Genomic DNA, 18,004 nt, shown 5'->3' on the forward strand with positions numbered 1-18,004 from the left:
GTCTCGTCGCAGCTATCGGCTAGACTACAGCCGAAGCACTGCTACGGAGTCGAACGCCATGGATGCCATTGTTGATCGCGCCCTTCGGCCGGAGACGATACCCGAGCGCAATCCGGTGCCGCCCTTCGATCTGGTGATTTTCGGCGCCGGCGGCGACCTCGCCTTGCGAAAGCTCTTCCCCGCGCTGGCGCAGCGCAATCAGGAGGGCGTGCTGCCGGAGGAGAGCCGCGTCCTCGCCATCGTCCGCAAGGCCGAGGATGTGGAAGGGCTGCCGAATCAGATCGCCACCCGCCTCAAGGAGGAAGGGCTGGCGCCTGAACAGATCGCCGCCTTCCTGCGTCGCCTGACCATGGTGCTGCTCGACGCGCTGAAGCCCGAGACCTATGCCTCGCTGAAGAAGGCGCTGGGCAAGTCGGAGCGCGTGCGTTCCTTCTATCTCTCGACCCCGCCGGACCTGTTCATCCCGATCTGCGAGAACCTGGCCAAGGCTGACATCCTGACGCCGACATCGCGCGTCATCCTCGAAAAGCCGCTGGGGCGCGATCTGGCTTCGGCCCGCGAGATCAATGACGCGGTCGGGCGCATCCTGCCGGAAAGCCGCACCTACCGGATCGACCATTATCTCGGCAAGGAAACGGTTCAGAACCTGCTCGTGCTGCGCTTCGCCAACACGCTGTTCGAGCGGTCCTGGTCGAGCCGCGATATCGACAATGTCCAGATCACGGTGGCCGAGACGGTCGGGCTCGAAAGCCGCGCCGGCTATTACGACAAGTCCGGGCACATGCGCGACATGGTGCAGAACCATCTCATGCAGCTGCTCTGCCTCTTCGCCATCGAGCCGCCCAACATGCTGGAAGCCGGCGCCGTTCGCGACGAGAAGATCAAGGTGTTGAAGGCCTTGCGGCCGATCGTCGGCCCCGATGTGCAGCGCTACACCGTGCGCGGCCAGTATGGGCCGGGCCAGATCGACGGCCAGCGCGTCAGGGGCTACACCGACGAATTGGGCCGCGCCAGCAACACCGAGACCTTCGTTGCCGTGCGTTGCGAGGTCGACAACTGGCGCTGGGCCGGCGTGCCGATCTATCTGCGCACCGGCAAGCGCATGGCGCAGCGCTATTCCGAGATCGCCGTCACCTTCAAGCCTGTGCCGCATTCGATCTTCGGAGGCACTTCCGCCTGCGATCGGCTCGACGCCAACCGCCTGGTCATCCGACTTCAGCCCAATGACGGGCTCCAGCTGCAGTTGATGATGAAGGTGCCGGGCTCCGGCCGGCTCAAGATCGTGCCGCGCCAGCTCGACCTGCGCTACGAGACCGCCTTCAACGAACGCACGCCCGACGCCTATGAGCGCCTGTTGACGGACGTTATCCGCGGCGACCAGACCCTGTTCATGCATCGCGACGAGGTCGAGCAGGCCTGGGCCTGGGTCGATCCGATCATTTCCGGCTGGCAGGAATACGCTCCCCATCCGCAACGTTATGCTGCCGGAACCTGGGGGCCGTCGCATGCTGTCGGGCTGATCGAACGCGAAGGGCGTTCCTGGGCCGATCCGGATTTCACGGAATGAGCGCGGCGGGGCCAGTCGCCTGGCATCGCTTCGAGACGCTGTCCGATGCGTCCGAGGCCTTGGCGGAAGCGGTCGCGATCCGGCTGCGCGCGGCGCTCGCCGAGCGCGGCTCCGCGCTGATCGCGGTGCCCGGCGGTACCACGCCGGCCCGCTTCCTGGCGGCGCTGGGCGAGCGCGATCTCGCCTGGGACAAGGTCACATTGCTGCCGACTGACGAGCGCTTCGTCTCTCCCGACGATGCCGCCTCGAATGAGCGCATGATCCGCGCCGCTTTCGCGCCGTTGAATAAGGGCAGGGCGCGTTTCCTCTCCTTCCATGGTCATGGCGACGATCTCGACGCGGCGGCGCGGGTGCTGTCATCGCAGCTCGCCGCCCTGCCGCCGATCGACATCCTCATCAGCGGCATGGGCGCAGACGGGCATATCGCGTCGCTTTTTCCGGGCGATGATGCCGCCCTTGCAGCTCCCGATCCGGTTCAGGCCGTGGCGGCGCGTCCCGCAGGCCTGCCACCACGCATTTCGCTGTCACCAGCACGGCTCGCGGCATCCGGCTGGGCGGCTTTGCTCGTCGCCGGTCCAGACAAGGCCGAGACATTGGCGAGTGCGCAGGCCCTGCCTGCCGCTTTTCCCGTGGGCCTGCTGCTTGGCCGTCCGCAAGGGCTCGACGTTTACTGGGCCAAGGCTTAAGCCGGCTGCGTTCAAGGAGATCGTTTCAGCATGTCGGACCAACCTGAAATCGCGCGGCTCGCCGCCTGCGGCGTCGTCCCGGTCGTCGTCATCGAAGATGCGCATCTTGCCGTGCCGCTGGCCCGGGCGCTTCTGGCCGGTGGCATCGACGTGATCGAGGTCACGTTGCGGCGTCCGGCTGCGATGGCTGCGCTCGAGACGATCGCGCGCGAGGTTCCCGACATCCTCTGCGTTGCCGGCACGGTGGTGACGCCCGCGCAGGTCGTCGACGTCCAGCAGGCTGGCGCGCAGGCGGTGGTCAGCCCCGGCTTCAGCGAGGCGGTCGATGATGCGATGCGTGCGGCGGGCCTGCCTTGGCTCCCGGGCGTCGCCACGGCCTCCGACTGCATGCGCGCCGTCTCCGCCGGCCGCCTGACCTGCAAGTTCTTTCCCGCCGAGCAGGCTGGAGGAACGCCTGCGCTGAAGGCGTTGTCCGGGCCGTTCCCGCAGATGAAGTTCTGCCCGACCGGCGGTGTCGGCCTGAACAATCTCGCCGATTATCTGGCGATGAAGCAGGTCATCTGCGTCGGCGGCTCCTGGCTCGTACCAGCCGATGCCATCGCCAATCGCGATTGGTCGCGGGTGACGAAACTGGCGAAAGAAGCGCGCGAACTGGTCAAGGCAATCAGGGGATGATTGTCGTCATTCTCGGGCGCAGCGAAGCGCAGACCTGAGAATCTCCGGCAGACATAGCCTTCTTGTCCTGAGATGCTGGGTCAGGCCCGAGCATGACGAGGCGCCTCAGCCAGCCAGTCTCTCGACCACCATATCCGCGATCGCCAGCGAGGAGGTTAGCCCCGGGCTCTCGATGCCCAGCAGGTTGACCAGTCCCGCGACGCCGTGGATCTCCGGCCCGTCGATGCGGAAGTCCGGCATCGGCTCGTTCGGTCCATGCAGCTTGGGGCGGATGCCTGCATAATCGGCGACGAGCGCGCCATTGGCGAGCCCCGGCCAATAGGTGCGGATTGCCTCATAGAACCTGTCGGCGCGGGCCGGATCGACGACGAGATCCTGATCATCATCGACCCATTCGACATCGGGGCCGAACTTGACGCGCCCACCCATGTCGATCGTCGCGTGAATGCCCAGGCCGGCAGCCTCCGGCACCGGATAGACCAGATGCGTGAAGGGCTGCTTGCCGAGCAGCGCGAAGTAGTTGCCCTTGGCGAAGGACTGCTTCGGGACATGAGCGGACGGAAAGCCCGCGAGCTGTCCGAGCAGCCGCGGGGCACCATGCCCGGCCGAGTTCACGATGGTCCGGACGGAATAGGTCGCGGGCTCCTCGCCGCCGAAATCGACGCTGAAGCCCTCGGTCTCGCGCCGCCAGCCGCTGATCGGCGTGTTCAGCGCCAGCGAACCGCCCGCCGCCTCGCATTCGCCGAGCAGCGACAGCATGAACGCGTGGCTGTCGACCACGCCTGTCTCGGGCGAGAGCAGCGCGATCTGGCAGGCGACCTCCGGCTCCAGGGCACGCGCCTGTGCTGCATCGAGCCAGCGCAATGAGCTGACGCCGGAGGCCTCCGCCCGCGCCGCAATCGTTTCGAGCGCCGGCTTCTGCTTCTCTGAGGTCGCGACGATCAGCTTGCCGCAGGCCTTATGCGGCAGGCCGCGCTCTGTGAGGTAGGCGTAGAGGCGCTTGCGCCCCTCGACGCAAACCTTCGCCTTCAGCGAGCCCGGCGGATAATAGATCCCGGCATGGATGACCTCGCTGTTGCGAGCCGAGGTCTGGGTGCCGATACCATCCGCCGCTTCGGCGATGACGACCTCGCGCCCGGCCAGCGCCAGCGCCCGCGCCGTCGCGAGGCCGACGACGCCGGCCCCGATCACAAGGCAATCGATATCGCTCATCGATCCTGAAGCTCTCAGCCTCGCTGCGGCATGGCGATCTCGACCAGGCTCGCCCAATAGGTCACGCCAACTGGGATCGCCGCATCGTTGAACTCATAGGCGGGGTGGTGAAGTCCGGCCGAATCGCCGTTGCCGATGTTGATGAAGGCGCCGGGACGCTCCTCCAGCATGTAGGAGAAGTCCTCCGAACCCATGGTCGGCGGAACGTCGGTCGTGATCGCGTCGGAGCCGAAAACCTCCTTGGTCACGCTGGTGACGAAATCGGTCTGGCCGGCATGATTGAACGTCACGGGATAGCCGAGATGGTATTCCAGATCGTATTTCATGCCGTAGGCAGCCATCAGCCCCGCGGTGATCTCGGTGATGCGCTTCTGGGCGAGTTCACGCATCTTCGGCGTCAACGTACGCACCGAGCCCTTGATCTCGGCCGTTTGCGGAATTACGTTGAAGGCTTCGCCGGCATTGAGCGCCGTCACCGAAACCACGATCGAATCGAGCGGGTCGGCATTTCGCGAGGACACGGTCTGAAGCGCGGTGACGAGCTGGCAGGCCGCGACGATCGGGTCATTGACGTGGTGGGGCGCAGCAGCGTGCCCGCCCTTGCCTTCGATCTTAATGTGGATGCGGTCGGCGGCTGCCATCGCCGGCCCCTTGCGGATTTCGAAGCGGCCCACCTCGAGCCCGGGCCTGTTATGCATGCCGTAGACTTCCTGCACGCCGAAACGGGTCATCATGCCGTCGTCCAGCATCGCCTTGGCGCCGGCGCCGCCTTCCTCTGCGGGCTGGAAGATCAGCACGGCCGTGCCGTCGAAATCGCGGGTATCGGCGAGGTATTTCGCGGCGCCGAGCAGCATGGCGGTGTGGCCGTCATGGCCGCAGGCATGCATCTTTCCCGGAACCGTCGAACGGTGTTCGAGATTGGTCTGCTCATGGATCGGCAGCGCATCCATGTCGGCGCGCATGGCGATGACTTTGCCGGAGCCCTGGCCCTTGCCCTTGATGACGCCGACGACGCCGGTCTGGCCGATGCCCGTCACCACCTCGTCGACACCCCAGGCCTTGAGCTTGTCGGCAACGATCCCGGCGGTCCGGTGAACGTCGTACATCAGCTCGGGATGGCGGTGAAAATCGCGACGCAGCGCAGTGATCTCCGGCGCGAGCGCCGCGATGAGTTCGGATTTGGGCATCTTGTCCTCGAAGGAAAACGGCTTGGCAGAATGCAGGATGGCAGAACGCGGGTTGGCAGAAAACGGGTTGCCAAGCCCGCACGCTAGCGCGGGTCGCCTGCCGCTGTCCAAGCCTGTTCCGGCATGAGGGGGCAGAGGTGACGGAATAGGGCGCGCCTGAACCGATCCGGGCTGACTGGACTAAGGGCGGTCGGGCAGGTCGGAAGCCGGTCCGGCGCCGGCTAAACGCCGAATTCGCTCCGCCAGCGCGCGATATCCTCCAGCGCCACATTCGAGCCGCAGAGCACGAGTCCGACCCGCTCGCCGGGCTTGAACATGTCCTTGTTGGCAATGGCGGCGGCGACGACGCAGCCGGCTGCCGGCTCCAGCAGCACGCGTCCGTTCTGCAGCACCCAGACCATTTCGCGCACGGCCTCGGCGTCGGGCACCACGATGATGTCCTCCAGGAACTGGCGCGCAGCCGCCATGGTGCGTTCGGTCGCGAAGGGGGCGCCGAGTGCGCGCGCGATCGAGGTCGGGCGCAGCGAGACCGGCTTTCCCGCGGCCAACGCCTGCGTCATCGTCGTCGCGCCCTCGGTTTCGACGCCATGCATCCTGACGGCCGGGTCCAGCCCCTTCAAGGCCGCGCCGACGCCGGCAGCGAATCCGCCGCCGCCGATCGAGATGAAGACATGGTCGAGCCGGCCGCCGGCATCGCTGGCGAGTTCGAGGCCAAGCGAGCCATGCCCTGCGATGATCGCCGGGTCGTCATAGGAATGGACATTGGTCATGCCCTTGGCGGCGTAGGCGTCGGCCTTGGCGAAGGCCTCGATCGCGTCCTCGCAGAGTTCGACCTCGCCGCCCATCTGGCGGGTCAGTTCGATATTGAAGGGGGCGACGTTCTTGGCCATCAGCACCAGGGCCTTGGCGCCCATGGCGGTGGCGACCATCGAGACGGCAATGGCGTGGTTGCCGCCGGAAACGGTGACGATGCCGCGCTTCAGCTCCGCCTCGCTCATGCCCATCAGCTTGTTGAAGCAGCCCCGAACCTTGAACGAGCCGCCGAGCTGGAGGCTCTCGACCTTGACCACGGTCTCGACGCCGAGGCGGGCGGAGAGGCCGGCGCTATGGAAGGTCGGCGTGCGCCGTACTTTTCCGGCGATGCGGGTGGCGGCGGCCTGGATGTCGGCGAGGGTGACGTCGAAGTTCATGCAGGCGAGCCTTCTGTTGCGCGGTGCCTGTTATAGGCGAGCATTGGCGGCAGGTCAGCGCACCACGCGCAGCCCCGTCAAGCACCATGGCGATTGACCCCGCTGCGCAGGCGCTTAGCCTGCTGGTACGAAACCTGCCTTCCGGCGACAATTTGGAGAACTGCAACCGTGAACCTGACGCCGAAGGAGATGCTCGCCAAGCTGGTTTCGTTCAACACGGAATCACAACGCAGCAATCTCGAACTGATCGATTTCTGCCGTGACTATCTCTCCAGCCACGGCGTCGAGAGCACGCTCGTACCCAGCCCCGACGGCCAGAAGGCCAATCTCTACGCGACCATCGGCCCGAAAGTGGACGGCGGCGTCGTACTGTCTGGTCATACCGATGTCGTGCCGGTGGCGGGCCAGGACTGGACCTCCGACCCCTGGACCCTGACCGAGCGCGATGGCAAACTTTACGGGCGCGGCGCCTGCGACATGAAGGGGTTCGACGCCATCGCGCTCGCGCTCGTGCCGGAGATGGTCAAGGCGCCGCTGAAGCGGCCGGTCCATATCGCGCTGTCCTATGACGAGGAGGTCGGCTGCATCGGCGCCGCCATCATGGCCAAGGCGATGACGGCGGCCGGGCTGAAGCCTGCGGCGGTGATCGTCGGCGAGCCCTCGATGATGCAGGTGGTCACCGGCCACAAGGGCGGCACGCGGCTGAAGACGACGGTGCGCGGCCATGCGGTTCATTCCAGCCGCGTCGACATCGGCGTGCCCGCCGTGATGATCGCCGGGCAGCTGATCGCCTGGAGCGCAGAGACGATGGCGCAGAACAAGGCCCGGGCGCGCAACGACAACGGCTTCGAGCCGCCATACACGACACTGCATGTCGGCACGGTCCAGGGCGGCACGGCGGTCAACATCACGGCCGAACTCTGCAGCTTCGCGCATGAGGTCCGCGTCGTTCCCGGCGACGAGGGCACCGATTATGTCGGGCTCTACAAGGCGCGGGTGGCGGAGCTTGAGGCGCAGATGAAGGCGATTGCGCCTGACAGCGGCATCAAGGTCGAAATCACGTCCATGACGCCGCCGCTCGCGCCGGAGGTCGATGGCGAGGCCGAGCGGCTGTCGCGCCGCCTCACCGGCGATAATGGCAGCCATGTCGTCGCCTACGGCACCGAGGGCGGACTCTTTCAGGGCGAAGGCTGGTCCACCGTCGTCTGCGGCCCCGGCGACATCGCCCAGGCTCATCAGCCTGACGAGTTCATTACCGTAGCCCAGCTCGACGCCGGCACCGCCTTCGTGCGCGGGCTCATCGCCGAGCTGTCGCGTTGAGGCGCGTGCGGGCCACGAGAGACCGAATTTCGGAAATTAGTTCAATCTGGAACGGTTGCGGCGGAACTGACTGGACGCCACCGTTAAAGCGTCTCTAATCTGCCGTCTGCGGTGATCGCGCGCCAACGCATGTGTGCGATTGCCTGACCGCTCCGGGGAGGAGTGGGCTTAACAGCTTGGGAGCAGCCGAACATGTCGTTCAAGACCACTTGCCTTGCCGCGGTCGCGGCCTTGGCGCTCATGTGCGGCAGCGTACAGGCGCAGACCCTGCGCTACGCCAACCAGGGCGAGTTGAAGTCCCTCGACCCCTATACCGTCAACGAAACCACCACCAACGCCCATCTCGGTCATCCCTATGAAGGGCTGACCGCGCGCGGCAGGGACCTCAAGATCGAGCCGGCTCTGGCCGAGAAGTGGGAGATTTCTCCGGACGGCCTGAAATGGCGGCTCTTCCTGCGCAAGAACGTCAAGTTCCATGACGGCTCGGATTTCACGGCCGATGACGTGCTGTTCTCGGCCGACCGTGTCCGCGCGCCCGGCTCCAATTTCACGACCCGCATCCCGACCGATGCCAAATTCGTCAAGGTCGACGATTACACGGTCGACGTCGTCCTGACCTCGCCGAACCCGATCCTGAACGCCCAATGGGACACCTGGTACATCATGTCCAGGAAGTGGGCGGAAGCTAACAATGCCGTCGCCCCGACGCCTGCGGCGGCAACCTCGCCCAGCTTCGCCTCGCTCAACGCCAACGGCACCGGCCCCTTCAAGATCGAGAGCCATCAGCCCGGCGTGAAGACCGTGTTCAAGGTCAACGAGAACTGGTGGAAGAAGCCCGAGCACAACATCAAGGAAATCATCTTCACCCCGATCGCCTCGGACGCGACGCGTGTCGCGGCCCTGCTGTCGGGTGAGGTCGATGTCATCGAGCCCGTTCCGATCCAGGACATCCAGCGTGTCAACGGCGCCGGCAACGCCCAGGTACTGACCGGGCCCGAGCTGCGCACCATCTTCCTCGGCATGGACCAGACCCGCGACGAGCTGCTCGAATCCAGCGTCAAGGGCAAGAATCCGTTCAAGGATATCAAGGTCCGCAAGGCCTTCTATCAGGCGATCGACATCGAGACGATCAAGAGCCGCGTCATGCGCAATCTCTCGACGCCATCCGCCTTGATGATCGCGCCGGAGCTGTTCCCGCAGACCGATTTCCCGCGGCCGAAATTCGACGTCAACGAATCCAAGAAGCTGCTCACTGAGGCCGGCTATCCCAACGGTTTCGAGATCGGCATGGACTGCCCCAACGACCGCTATGTGAATGATGGCACGATCTGCCAGGCCGTGGTCGGCATGCTCGCGCGCGCCGGCATCAAGGTGAACCTCAACGCCCAGCCCAAGGGCCAGTTCTTCGCGAAGGTGCTGAAGTCCGGCGGCTACAAGACCTCGTTCTATCTGCTCGGCTGGACGCCCGGCACCTTCGACAGCCACAACGTGCTCAACGATATCCTGGGTTGCCGCGACGTCGCCGGCTCATCGCGCGGCGAATCCAACCTCGGCAACTACTGCAACAAGCAGCTCGATGCGCTCAGCGACAAGGTTCTCGTCGAAAGCGACACGGCCAAGCGCGATGCCATGATCAAGGAAGCCTACAAGCTCGCCTATGACGAGTTCGGCTACATTCCGCTGCACCAGCAGGCGCTGGCCTGGGGCGTGTCGAAGAAGGTCAAGCTGACCCAGCGCGCCGATAATTCGGTGCTGCTCTACTACGCGACCAAGGAGTGAGCAGGAGACGTCGGGTCGCATAGGGCGGCTGAACTACACCGTCATTGCGAGCGTAGCGAAGCAATCCAGGGGACGTAGATCTCTGCCGCTCTGGATTGCTTCGTCGCTCCGCTCCTCGCAATGACGGGGAGCAGGTTCCTGCAAGGCTCCCATGCTCGCTTTCATCCTGCGCCGGTTGTTCCAGTCGCTCATCGTCATGCTGAGCGTGGCGCTGATCGCCTTCGCCATGTTCCGCTTCGTCGGCGACCCGGTGAATCAGATCGTCAGCCTCGATACGCCAGCCGAGCAGGTCCGGCAGATCCGGCAGTCGCTTGGTCTCGACGATCCCTTCCTCGTCCAGTTCGCCCGCTACATCTACAACGCCGCGCGGCTCGAATTCGGCGTGTCCTACCAGTTCCGCCTGCCGGTGATCTCGCTGCTGGGCGAGCGCGCCCCGGCGACGCTGGAGCTCGCCTTCTGCTCGGCCCTGTTCTCGCTGCTCGTCGGCATTCCCATGGGGGTCTACACGGCGCTGAATCGGGACAGCTGGCTGGCAAAGCTGTTCCAGGCGATCTCGCTCATCGGCATCAGCCTGCCGACCTTTCTGATCGGCATCCTGCTGATCTACCTGTTCTCGGTCACGCTGGGCTGGTTGCCCTCTTTCGGGCGCGGCGATGTCGTCAAGATCGGCTCCTGGTGGACGACCGGGCTGCTCACCGTCTCCGGTCTGAAGGCGCTGATCCTGCCCTCGATCACGCTCGGCCTGTTCCAGATGACGCTGATCATGCGGCTCGTGCGGGCCGAGATGCTGGAGGTGCTGCGCGCCGACTACATCAAATTCGCCCGCGCCCGGGGGCTGACGACACGCGCGGTCCATTTTGGCCACGCGCTGAAGAACACGCTGGTACCGGTCATCACCATCGCGGGCCTCCAGCTCGGCTCGATCATTGCTTTCGCCATCATCACCGAGACGGTGTTCCAATGGCCGGGCATGGGGCAGCTGTTCCTGCGCTCGGTCCAGAACGTCGATATCCCGATCATGGCGGCTTACCTGATGCTGATTTCCTTCCTGTTCGTCAGCATCAACCTCATGGTCGATCTGCTCTACGCCATGGTCGATCCGCGCCTGCGCGCGACGGTCGGCGCACATTGAACGGGGAGGGGATAATGGCTGGCTCAACCCTCGCAGCACGTGCCCCGTCATGGTCGGGCTTGTCCCGACTATCCACGTCTTCGTCGATTGAGGGCGGTGTTCAAGACGTGGATGCTCGGCACAAGGCCGAGCATGACGGCGTGGGCTCTCGCGGAGTGACGTCATGAGCCTTACGACGCCTCCGGTCGCCGCCTCCCGCTGGGCTCGCTTCCGTGACAGCGACATCCTGGCGAGCTTCCTCAAATCCAAGGTGACGATGGCCGCAGCCTTCGTCGTGCTCATGCTGTTTGTCGGAGCCGCCTTTTCGCCCTGGCTTGCGCCGACCAACCCCTTCGATCCCGCAAGCGTGTTCCTCTCGGATTCGATGATTCCGCCCGCATGGCAGGATGGCGGCGATCCGCGCTTCATCCTGGGCACGGACGATCAGGGGCGCGACCTCTATTCGGCGATCCTCTACGGCATGCGCGTCTCGCTTATCGTCGGCGGGCTGGGTTGCCTGCTTGCGGCGGTCATCGGTATCACGCTGGGCCTGCTCGCCGGATATCTCGGCGGCCGGGTCGATTCCATCATCATGCGCATCGCCGATGTGCAGCTCACCTTCCCGGCTATCCTGATCGCGCTGCTGATCGACGGCGTCGTGCGCGGCCTCTTCAAGAACGCCTCGCGCGAGGATACGGCGATCTATGTGCTGGTCGTGTCGATCGGCCTGTCCTTCTGGGTGCAATATGCCCGCACCATCCGGGGCTCGACGCTGGTCGAGCGCAACAAGGACTATGTCATGGCGGCCCGTCTCGTCGGCCTGCCCGCACCGTTGATCATGCTGCGCCACGTCCTGCCCAACGTCATCGGGCCCGTCCTGGTCATCCTGACGATCAATCTCGGCCTCGCGGTCATCACCGAGGCGACGCTGTCCTTCCTCGGCGTCGGCCTGCCGCCGACGCAGCCATCGCTGGGCACGCTGATCTCGATCGGCAACCGTTACCTTTTCTCCGGCGATTGGTGGATCGTCGCCTTTCCGGGCGTGACGCTGGCGGCGCTCGTGCTGGCGGTGAACCTGCTCGGAGACTGGCTGCGCGACGCGCTCAATCCGAGGCTGAGGTGACAGGAATGCGATATCCTCAGACGTCATTGCGAGCGCAGCGAAGCAATCCAGAAGGACGTAGCGCTCTGCCGCTTCTGGATTGCTTCGTCGCTACGCTCCTCGCAATGACGGGGAGGCGCTGACGTGACCGGTCAATCCAGTTCCGTCCCCGTCCTCTCGGTCCGCGATCTCACTGTCGAATTCGTCACCCGGCGCGCGACCCTGCGCGCGCTCGACGCGATCTCCTTCGACATCGCGCGCGGCGAGGTCCTCGGCGTGGTCGGTGAGTCCGGCGCCGGAAAGTCCGTGACCGGCTCGGCCATCATCGGCCTGATCGATCCACCCGGCCGCATTGCCGGCGGCGAGGTCGTGCTCTCGGGCGAGCGGATCGACAACCTGCCGCCCGAGGCGATGCGCAGGATCCGCGGCAAACGCATCGGCATGATCTTTCAGGACCCGCTGACCAGCCTGAACCCGCTTTACCGGGTGGGCGAGCAACTGGTCGAGACGATCCGGACCCATACCGATCTCAACGCGGCCGATGCCCGCAAGCGTGCCATCGCATTGCTCGACGAGGTCGGCATATCCGCGCCCGAGCGCCGCATCGACGGTTATCCGCACGAGTTCTCCGGCGGCATGCGCCAGCGCGTGGTGATCGCGCTCGCGCTCTGCGCCGAGCCGGAATTCATCATCGCCGACGAGCCTACAACCGCGCTCGACGTCTCCGTGCAGGCGCAGATCATTACCCTGATCAAGCGCCTGTGCTCGGAGCGCGGCACGTCGGTGATGCTGGTCACTCACGATATGGGCGTCATCGCCGAGACGGCCGACCGGGTCGCGGTGATGTATGCCGGCCGCATCGCCGAGATCGGTCCCGTCCGTGACGTGGTCAAGCAGCCGCTGCACCCCTACGCAAAGGGGCTGATGGGGGCGATCCCCTCTCTCGAGGGCGATGCCGAGCGGCTGGTGCAGATTCCCGGCTCCATGCCGCGCCTGTCGGCTATCCCGAGCGGCTGCGCCTTCAACCCGCGCTGTTCGCGGGTCTTCGCGCGCTGCCATGTGGAGCGGCCCGAGCTGATCCAGGTGGGTGATCGCAAGGTCGCCTGCCACCTCTACGACATGCCGGAATCCTTGCGCGGCAAGGCGGAGATCGCAGCGTGAGCCAATCTTCGACGCAAAATCCCGGCTTCGTCCAGGTCCGCGATCTCAGGCGCGATTTCGACGTTTCCAAACCCTGGCTCAACCGCGTGCTCGAACGCGCGCCGAGGCAATATCTCAAGGCCGTCGACGGCGTCTCCTTCGATATTCGCAAGGGCGAGACCTTCGCGCTCGTCGGCGAATCGGGCTCCGGCAAGTCGACGGTCGCGCGCATGGTCGTGGGACTTCTGCCGCCGTCGGGCGGCACGGTTTCGATCGCCGGGATCTCGATGACCGAGCAGCGCGCCTCGCAGGAGCGCCAGCGCCTGCGCCGACGCATCCAGATGATCTTTCAGGACCCCTATGCCAGCCTCAATCCGCGCTGGCGTGTCGGGCGGATCATCGCCGAGCCGATCCGCGCCTTCGACATCATTCAGGGCGAGGCCGATATCACCGCGCGCGTCGGAGAGCTGCTCACGCTGGTCGGCCTGCATCCCGATGACGGCAAGAAGTTTCCGCACGAATTCTCCGGCGGGCAGCGCCAGCGTATCGCGATCGCCCGCGCGCTTGCCTCCAATGCCGAGTTCATCGTCTGCGACGAGCCGACTTCGGCGCTGGATGTCTCCGTGCAGGCCCAGATCCTCAACCTGATGCGCGATCTTCAGGAGAAGTTCGGGCTGACCTATCTGTTCATCTCGCACAATCTCGCGGTGGTCAGGCACATGGCAACGCGTATCGGCGTGATGTATCTCGGCCGTCTCGTCGAGGTGTCCGAGGGCAAGCAGCTCTTCTTCGTGCCGCGCCACCCCTATACGCGCATGCTGTTGGATGCGGTGCCGGACATCGCCATGGTCGGCAAGTCGCGCGAGGGCGTGAAGGGCGAGATTCCCAACCCGATCAGCCCGCCTTCCGGCTGTACCTTCCATCCGCGCTGCCCGCTGGTCTTCGACCGCTGCCGGATTGAAAATCCGCCGGTGATCGACGGCGTCGCCTGCCATGCGGTGAATGAGGGGCGCGTCGCGGCGGCGTGAGCCGTCGCGCAAGACCGCGCCTTCAGTCGGCAGTTCCGCTGTGGTTGCCGGCCTTGGGCCGCCCGCCGCCGGCGGGCTTGAGCGACAGGGGCGCGATCGGACGGTCCGTGCGGTATTGGCCGCGCGCGATCGCGCCGAACAGCAGGACGACAGTGGTCAATGTCATCAGCCACCATGGCTGCAATGTCGCAAAGCCCAGCGCGCTCAGCGCGAAGGCCGTCGTGAAGGCCGCGATGCCGCCGGCGGCCAGCGCCACCGGCATGCGTCCCGCAGCGCGGATCGCGAAATAGAGGCAGGTCGAAGCGGCCGCCGCGCCGACGATGCCGAGCTCGTACCAGGTCTCGAAGAGCAGCGTCGTCGGTGTTGTCGGCGGCAGGCTGCCGGTCAGCCGCCCGCGCAATACGGTGTCGAGGCCATGCCCGGTTATCAGCTGGATCGGCTCCCGGCTGACCACATCGGCCCAGACGGCAAGCGACTGCGCAAAATCGCCTGTATTCTCCGGGAAGCGAGAGACGATCGGGATCAGCAGGAACGGCAGGATCGGCGCGACCAGCATCAGCCCGGCAATGATGGTCGCTACGATCCTGGCAGCGATGTCACGATTGGCGCTGACGGCGCCGAAGGCGACGGCGCCGCAGATCATGGCGACGGCTTCGCCATCCTCGAAACGCGTCAGCGCGAGCAGGCCGACCACGAGCGCCAGCCCGAGCGCGCTCAGCCCCCTGTCGCGTGACAAGAGCCAGGCCAGTGCGGGCCAGGCCATGATCAGGACGACGCTGATGCCGCGCTCGACGCTGCCGGCCTCGGCTTCGGCATGCCGCAGCGCGGCAACCACGATCAGTGCGAGCGCGAAGATGCCGGCAATGCCGGTGCCCAGCGCTGCGAGATTGAGGTTGGCGGCGCGCATGCGTTCGGGCAGGGCGGCGATGCCGCTAAAGCCGAGCACTGCGGCGAGCAGCAGGTTCCCGGCCTTTTCGCTGGCCGAGGATGTGAAGGGGCTCCAGACCAGCGACAGCATGGCCCAGCCCACCAGCCCGGTCAGGATCAGTGCGGGCAGGCTCAGAAAGGTTCGCTTCAAAGCGCCGACGAGCCGGCCGGGATCTTCGATCAGCGCCGAAATGATCAGGAGGACGACGCCGATCGGCGTCAGCACGACGGCGGCGCGGCGCGAGACCATCGACGCGATCGGCAAGGCGAGTGCGAGCGTGCCGAAGCCGATACGGCGCAGCAGCAGGGCCGCATCAGCGGCGGGGTCGAGCGGGGCCTGGGCGTTCTGGCGGATCATCTGGTCAAGCTGCACAACAGGCCCCGTCCGGAAAAAGCGCCGGGCATCAGCCTGCCCGCACCCTAGCGGGCGTATGCCGACGCGACTGTAGGTGCGGCGCAACACTGTGCCGGCATCTCATTGGCATCGCCGCGCCCGGCTGCGCCGGAAAGCGCTCTGGCCGCGTCGACGCATTCATGGGATGAGAGAGCCATGACGACGCTGGCCGCGATCCCCTATCTGCCCGGTTTTCAGATCGACGACTTCATGGCTGGCCTGGCTTCGCGCCTCAAGCTGCGTGGGCTCCGGCTGGGTGGCGTCGTCCAGCGCAATGACGACGATTGCGGCGAAGGCTGCCTCTCGATGGCGCTGGAGGATCTGGCCAGCGGCGCACGCTTTCCGATCAGCCAGGATCTTGGCCCCGGCGCCGATGGCTGCCGGCTGGATGCGGCAGGCCTTGCCGCTGCGGGCGGGGCGCTGGCGACGGCGCTCGCCGGCGAGGCCGATCTGATCATCGTCAACAAGTTCGGCCGCCAGGAGATGCTGGGGCAGGGGCTGCGGCAGGAGATCGCGGCCACTCTGCTGGCTGGCCTGCCTTTGCTCATCGCTGTCCGCAGGGACTTCCTGCCGGCGTGGCGGGAGTTCGCCGGCGAGGACTGGACCGAACTGCCGCCGGAACCCGCCGCGATCGAGGCCTGGGCGCTGGCGCGGTTGCCTCTATCGGCCTGACCGCCTCAGCCTTCGAGCAGCGCCTTGAGGGCGGCGAGGTCGCGCGCCACCATGGCTGCGTCAAGCGCGGTGTCGTCATCCGACATGTCCTCGCGCTGAAACAGCGTGAAGACGACCTCGCTCCCGGTATCGTTGCGGATCACGCGCATCGGGTTGTGCATGGCGGGGCCGTCGTCGGGAATGACGGCGTGGTCTAGCACGCCATGCCGGTTGGGCTCGCTGAACAGCACCCGCATCGGCCCCATCGGAGTCTGCGCCTGCCATGTCATGCCCTCGACATGGACGAAGCCGTGGCCGAGGCCTTCGGCCCAGCTGGGGAAATTCCGGGGCTCGGCGAGGAAGGCATAGACCTCGTCCGCCGGTCGATCGATGCCGATGCTGATATGGCGCGCAGGCCGAATGGACATGAGCCCACCTCTTGTTCGTTGAGGAACAAAAGAAGAACAGCATTGGGTCGCTGTCAAGGGACCGTTTGCCCGCGCGTTATTCTATGACGATGCGCGGCGCGGCCCTGACTGTCCCGCCCAGACCTGCCTGCACCTGCCGCGCCAGCGCGACATAGGCCTTGGCATGGGCGCTGCCGGGGTCGCTCGCGACGATCGGGCGGCCACTGTCGGAGGTCTCGCGGATCTGCATGGCGAGCGGGATTTCGCCGAGGAAGGGAATGCGCAGCCGTTCCGCCTCGCGGCGCGCGCCGCCATGGGCGAAGATGTCGGAGCGGTGACCGCATTCCGGGCAGATGAAATAGCTCATGTTCTCGACGATGCCGAGGATCGGCACCTCGACCTTGCGGAACATGGCGACGCCGCGCCGCGCATCGAGCAGCGCCAGATCCTGCGGTGTCGAGACGATGACGGCGCCCGCCAGCGGCGTCTGCTGCGCCATGGTCAGCTGCGCGTCGCCGGTGCCGGGCGGCATGTCGACGACGAGCACGTCGAGCTCGCCCCAGGCGACTTCGCGCAGCATCTGGGTGATCGCCGAGATCACCATCGGCCCACGCCAGATCATCGGCGTCTCCTCGTCGATGAGGAAGCCGATCGACATGATCTTGAGCCCATAGGCCTCCATCGGCGCGAGCGTGCGGCCCGAGACCAGCTTTGGCTTTCCGGTGATCCCGAAGATCTTCGGCACCGACGGGCCATAGATGTCGGCGTCGAGCACGCCGACCTTCATGCCCAAAGTCGCCAGTGCGACGGCGAGGTTGGCCGTGGTCGTGGACTTGCCGACGCCACCCTTGCCGCTGGCCACCGCGATGATCTGCTTGACGCCGGGCACGCCGGCGGCCTTGGGCGGAGGTCCGCCCGGGCCTGCGGCAGGACGATGCGCCTGTTGCCGCGCCTGCATGCCGGCCGATGGTGCAGCCTTGTCGGCGGTGAGGCCGACGAGAACCTGGGTCACGCCCGGCAGACCGCTGACCGCGCTTTCGGCCGCCTTGCGGACCGGCTCCATCGCGTCGGCTTCGGTCGCGTCGATACCGATTGCGAAGATCACCTTGCCGCCGTCGACCAGGATGTTGGCGATGCGGCCCGAACTCGTCAGCGATTGCCCGCTCGCGGGCAGCTTCACCAGTTCGAGCGCGCGCAGGATGTCGGCTTGGGTAACGGTCACGTCGGCAAACTCCGGTCGATATGCGGATTCAGGCCGCGGCCTTGCGAATGTGAAAGACGAGCACCTCGCCCTCATTGTGGCTCCGCTCGATCGCATCGCCGGTCTCGCGCATCAGATTGGGCAGGTCGATCGCGGTCATGGGGTCGGTGCATGCGACGACGAACAGGGCGCCATTCTGGGCGCCTTTTAGCGCCTTGCGAACCCGCAATGTTGGAAGCGGGCATTTCAAGCCGCGCAGATCGAGCGGGATCGGGTTCATGAGCGCAGCGCCGGTTGAATTCGCCATGCTTCATATGATGGCTTTTTCGGCAGGAGCAACAGCCGGCTTGCCGTATTGATCTGTCGGTGCCTGAGGCGACGCTGCGCCTGCCGGCTTGACCACGCGGTCCGATCTGAAAGATGACAG

The 18,004-nt window shown here is 65.8% G+C and carries 17 protein-coding genes; 10 read left to right on the forward strand and 7 right to left on the reverse strand.

All coding sequences use genetic code 11. From position 1 onward, the window contains the following. Positions 1-58 precede the first annotated feature (58 nt). The 3 genes from zwf to eda are packed head-to-tail and all read left to right on the forward strand — an operon-like array spanning position 59 to position 2,928. On the forward strand, positions 59-1,567 hold the full coding sequence (zwf, locus tag C4S73_RS02475; RefSeq protein WP_103870856.1) for a glucose-6-phosphate dehydrogenase: 1,509 nt from the start codon (positions 59-61) through the stop codon (positions 1,565-1,567). Continuing rightward, complete coding sequence (gene pgl, locus C4S73_RS02480) at positions 1,564-2,253, forward strand: 6-phosphogluconolactonase (RefSeq protein ID WP_103870857.1); 690 nt, start codon at positions 1,564-1,566, stop codon at positions 2,251-2,253. Before zwf ends, pgl begins: the two co-directional genes overlap by 4 nt. A 30-nt stretch (positions 2,254-2,283) precedes the next feature. Next, entirely contained in the window at positions 2,284-2,928 is a 645-nt protein-coding gene (gene eda, locus C4S73_RS02485; protein ID WP_103870858.1) for a bifunctional 4-hydroxy-2-oxoglutarate aldolase/2-dehydro-3-deoxy-phosphogluconate aldolase, read from the forward strand. A gap of 105 nt (positions 2,929-3,033) precedes the next feature. Here the strand turns inward: eda and C4S73_RS02490 are convergent, their stop codons facing one another. The 3 genes from C4S73_RS02490 to C4S73_RS02500 all read right to left on the reverse strand — a co-directional run bounded on the left by C4S73_RS02490 (position 3,034) and on the right by C4S73_RS02500 (position 6,517). After that, positions 3,034-4,140 carry an NAD(P)/FAD-dependent oxidoreductase gene (locus C4S73_RS02490; RefSeq protein WP_103870859.1) on the reverse strand — a complete coding sequence of 369 codons (1,107 nt, stop codon included), beginning with the start codon at positions 4,138-4,140 and terminating at the stop codon, positions 3,034-3,036. A 14-nt stretch (positions 4,141-4,154) separates the two neighbouring features. Then, the gene (locus tag C4S73_RS02495) at positions 4,155-5,327 is read right to left on the reverse strand and encodes a M20 aminoacylase family protein (RefSeq protein WP_103870860.1); all 1,173 of its coding nucleotides are present in this window, start codon (positions 5,325-5,327) and stop codon (positions 4,155-4,157) included. A gap of 221 nt (positions 5,328-5,548) precedes the next feature. Next, positions 5,549-6,517 carry a threonine ammonia-lyase gene (locus C4S73_RS02500; RefSeq protein WP_103870861.1) on the reverse strand — a complete coding sequence of 323 codons (969 nt, stop codon included), beginning with the start codon at positions 6,515-6,517 and terminating at the stop codon, positions 5,549-5,551. A 168-nt stretch (positions 6,518-6,685) separates the two neighbouring features. Here C4S73_RS02500 and argE point away from each other — a divergent pair, with 168 nt between their 5' ends. The 6 genes from argE (at position 6,686) to C4S73_RS02530 (ending at position 13,997) form a co-directional block, all read left to right on the forward strand. Continuing rightward, positions 6,686-7,837, forward strand: coding sequence for an acetylornithine deacetylase (gene argE, locus C4S73_RS02505; protein ID WP_103870862.1), 1,152 nt, complete (start codon positions 6,686-6,688; stop codon positions 7,835-7,837). Between the two features lie 192 nt (positions 7,838-8,029). Then, positions 8,030-9,616, forward strand: a complete 1,587-nt coding sequence (locus C4S73_RS02510) for an ABC transporter substrate-binding protein (protein WP_103870863.1) — start codon at positions 8,030-8,032, stop codon at positions 9,614-9,616. Between the two features lie 151 nt (positions 9,617-9,767). Beyond that, positions 9,768-10,748, forward strand: a complete 981-nt coding sequence (locus C4S73_RS02515) for an ABC transporter permease (protein ID WP_103870864.1) — start codon at positions 9,768-9,770, stop codon at positions 10,746-10,748. Positions 10,749-10,911: 163 nt separating this feature from the next. Then, the gene (locus tag C4S73_RS02520) at positions 10,912-11,850 is read left to right on the forward strand and encodes an ABC transporter permease (protein WP_103870865.1); all 939 of its coding nucleotides are present in this window, start codon (positions 10,912-10,914) and stop codon (positions 11,848-11,850) included. Between the two features lie 123 nt (positions 11,851-11,973). Continuing rightward, entirely contained in the window at positions 11,974-12,990 is a 1,017-nt protein-coding gene (locus tag C4S73_RS02525; RefSeq protein WP_103870866.1) for an ABC transporter ATP-binding protein, read from the forward strand. Then, a complete protein-coding gene (locus tag C4S73_RS02530) occupies positions 12,987-13,997 on the forward strand; it encodes an ABC transporter ATP-binding protein (protein ID WP_103870867.1) in 1,011 nt (336 codons plus the stop codon). The genes C4S73_RS02525 and C4S73_RS02530 overlap by 4 nt, the downstream gene beginning before the upstream one ends. 22 nt (positions 13,998-14,019) lie before the next feature. On the opposite strand, the gene C4S73_RS02535 is transcribed toward C4S73_RS02530, so the two are convergent. Beyond that, a complete protein-coding gene (locus C4S73_RS02535) occupies positions 14,020-15,282 on the reverse strand; it encodes a peptide ABC transporter permease (protein ID WP_103870868.1) in 1,263 nt (420 codons plus the stop codon). Positions 15,283-15,474: 192 nt separating this feature from the next. Here C4S73_RS02535 and C4S73_RS02540 point away from each other — a divergent pair, with 192 nt between their 5' ends. Further along, positions 15,475-15,990: a DUF2478 domain-containing protein gene (locus C4S73_RS02540; protein WP_103870869.1), complete on the forward strand. Its 516-nt coding sequence runs from the start codon at positions 15,475-15,477 to the stop codon at positions 15,988-15,990. 5 nt (positions 15,991-15,995) lie between these two features. Here C4S73_RS02540 and C4S73_RS02545 read toward each other — a convergent pair whose 3' ends face one another. The 3 genes from C4S73_RS02545 to C4S73_RS02555 all read right to left on the reverse strand — a co-directional run bounded on the left by C4S73_RS02545 (position 15,996) and on the right by C4S73_RS02555 (position 17,884). Then, entirely contained in the window at positions 15,996-16,397 is a 402-nt protein-coding gene (locus C4S73_RS02545) for a polyketide cyclase (protein ID WP_103870870.1), read from the reverse strand. Between the two features lie 76 nt (positions 16,398-16,473). Continuing rightward, positions 16,474-17,598 (reverse strand): Mrp/NBP35 family ATP-binding protein, encoded by a 1,125-nt coding sequence (locus C4S73_RS02550; RefSeq protein ID WP_103870871.1) that lies wholly within the window; start codon positions 17,596-17,598, stop codon positions 16,474-16,476. 28 nt (positions 17,599-17,626) lie between these two features. Then, positions 17,627-17,884 (reverse strand): sulfurtransferase TusA family protein, encoded by a 258-nt coding sequence (locus C4S73_RS02555; RefSeq protein ID WP_244595404.1) that lies wholly within the window; start codon positions 17,882-17,884, stop codon positions 17,627-17,629. Positions 17,885-18,004: the final 120 nt, after the last annotated feature.

Source organism: Allobosea lathyri (genome assembly GCF_900108245.1).
Classification (GTDB): domain Bacteria; phylum Pseudomonadota; class Alphaproteobacteria; order Rhizobiales; family Beijerinckiaceae; genus Allobosea; species Allobosea lathyri.